The organism is Shewanella sp. S1-58-MNA-CIBAN-0166, assembly GCF_040310085.1.
Taxonomy (GTDB): domain Bacteria; phylum Pseudomonadota; class Gammaproteobacteria; order Enterobacterales; family Shewanellaceae; genus Shewanella.
In genome coordinates this window covers 1-2,342 of the sequence record NZ_JBEOPN010000066.1, presented here as the reverse complement: position 1 = coordinate 2,342, position 2,342 = coordinate 1, and the positions used below count along the sequence as shown (strand labels likewise).

Below are 2,342 nucleotides of genomic sequence, written 5' to 3'. Positions count from 1 at the left end.
AGAGTAGGTCATTTCCAGGCGCCTAATTGACTCGAAAGAGTAGTGATAAGCCCGTTACTAACGTAACGGGCTTTTTTGCGTCTGCAATTTATAGTGTAGAGTTTATTATTGGCCAAAACATAACAGCAGTTTGTTGAATATGCCCATGTGTGAGTAGGTCATTTCCAGACGCCTAATACCATTTGCATTAAATATGTGATCTAATTGCTCGTCATTTCCTTACTTCAGTATCGATGAATAATCTCAATCTTGCAGCATTAGTTAAATCTGAGAAAAGCGCACGTAAACGTATGCGTTATCTCGCCTTACTTCATTTTACCGAAGGTCATTCTCGTACTGCTATAGCCAACATGCTGAAGGTCAGTAGAACCAGTGTAAATACTTGGGTTACTCATTATTTAACTCATGGCATTAGCGTTCTAGATGATAAACATAATCCAGGTAGACCCGCTCAACTATCGGCGAAACAACTGGTAAATCTGAAATAATTTGTACAACGTCAAACCTTGTCTGAGAGTGGCGGAAGATTGATGGCAAGAGATGTCAGTCTTTTTATTCAGTCTGAATTTGGGGTGACCTTTAAACAGGCAAATATCTACAGATTATTGCATCAATTAGGATTGTCATGGATAACGACCCGTTCTCGTCACCCAAAACAATCTCAAGATATTCAGGACGCTTTTAAAAAACTTCCAGCTGTCAACGATCCTTAACACCCCTGGTCATGTGGCGTTAGATCGCATTATTTGGGCAACGAAAGGAACCCGACCACGAGCGGTAAGGCAACAACAGTTCGAATCAGCGTATTTATATGGTGCGGTGTGTCCTGCAACGGGCACGACAGAGGCAATTATTGCCCCGCATGCCAACAGTGAATATATGTGGGAGCATTTAACATTAATTTCAGAGGCTACCGAATCGGGTCGCCATGCTTTGGTCATCATGGATGGTGCAGGTTGGCATCAACAAGATCTGACTGAGGACTTTGATAACCTTAGTATCCTTAAGCTTCCGCCCTATTCGCCAGAACTCAACCCTATAGAATAAGTGTGGCAATGGCTTCGTCAGAATGAACTCGCAAATCGTTGCTTTAGTGGATATGACGATATTGTTGAGCAGTGTTCCATTGCATGGAATCGATTTATTGCAGAGCCGGAAAGGGTGATTCAACTATGTTCTAGACGGTGGACAAAATTGACCAATTAATTAATGTAAATGGTATTAATTCATCAATCTAGTTCACTCCTTAAAACATCAACTCTGCAGGCTTTTGGGTTTTGTGCATATACATCGTCTACAGACTCATTAAGCTACAATAGTAGTCATACTTAGGTATCGATTTTGTTTTAAAGTTTACCAAAAATGAGTCCATTACTGCATGTTGCCAGCATTTATGTCTTCCGTTGATATTCTGTCCTATTTTATACTTTCATGGCTTTCATGGCTTTCATGGCTTTCATGGCTTTCATGGCTTTCATGGCTTTCATATTGGCTCAAATCAAATGGGGATTTTGTCTTTCACAACAGGCAACTTACCAATGTCTCACATATAAATTTACTACCACAGCTAAATAGGTCCATTTTGTTCTAGGCCAGATATACGTTATAAAATCAGACCTGGTTTATCGCGCTAACATTACACTGTTGTTGTAACAAACTAAGCGTAACTGTAGGTTCATCATTGGCTATCTTGTAGTGATGTTTTCTCTATTGATTAGTTGGTTACCTCTTAATGATTATCGAGCTCCCTTTCTAAGTAACAATAAACGTGAATATTCTCATCGATAATACTGTCTAACTTTCATCCATCAATATCGGCAGATGCGGTTATTAGGTCCTTAGGTGCCACTTGCTGTTAATTGATGTCATGACGCAACTCTCTAGGGTTTATGTAGGATTGATAACACTAAAGTGTGTTGGTACTCATTATTATTAGCTCGATTATATGATTGGCCAAACGTGATATATCTACTTTTGGGCAGCATCGATAACAAATGCAAAGCTCATTATCAAAATCGATAATATGCTTGCCCATCTGACCTGGGGTAAAATATGAATTTAGTTATCCATGATTGTGGGTAAGTCTGTGGGTAAGGTGTGCCTAAGGTGGTGTTAAGTTAAGTATAAAAATTAATTGATAAATATGATAAAAAAGGCCTTGCGCAAAACCGTGTGGTGCCTATAATGCGCATCCACTGACACGGCAGACAGCGCAAGCGGTTACTGAGTCAGGTTGAATTAAGTGCTTCAAAACACAGAGTTCAAGGCGAAAAGAAAGTTTGAAAAAACACTTGACGCCAACCCGGGAAAGCGTAGAATACGCACCCCAAGCCAACGACCTA

General features: G+C 40.0%; 1 pseudogene. It reads left to right on the top strand.

From position 1 onward, the window contains the following. The first annotated feature begins 233 nt into the window (after positions 1–233). Positions 234–1,206 (top strand): annotated as a pseudogene (locus AAEY99_RS21080) (IS630 family transposase). Positions 1,207–2,342 lie beyond the last annotated feature (1,136 nt).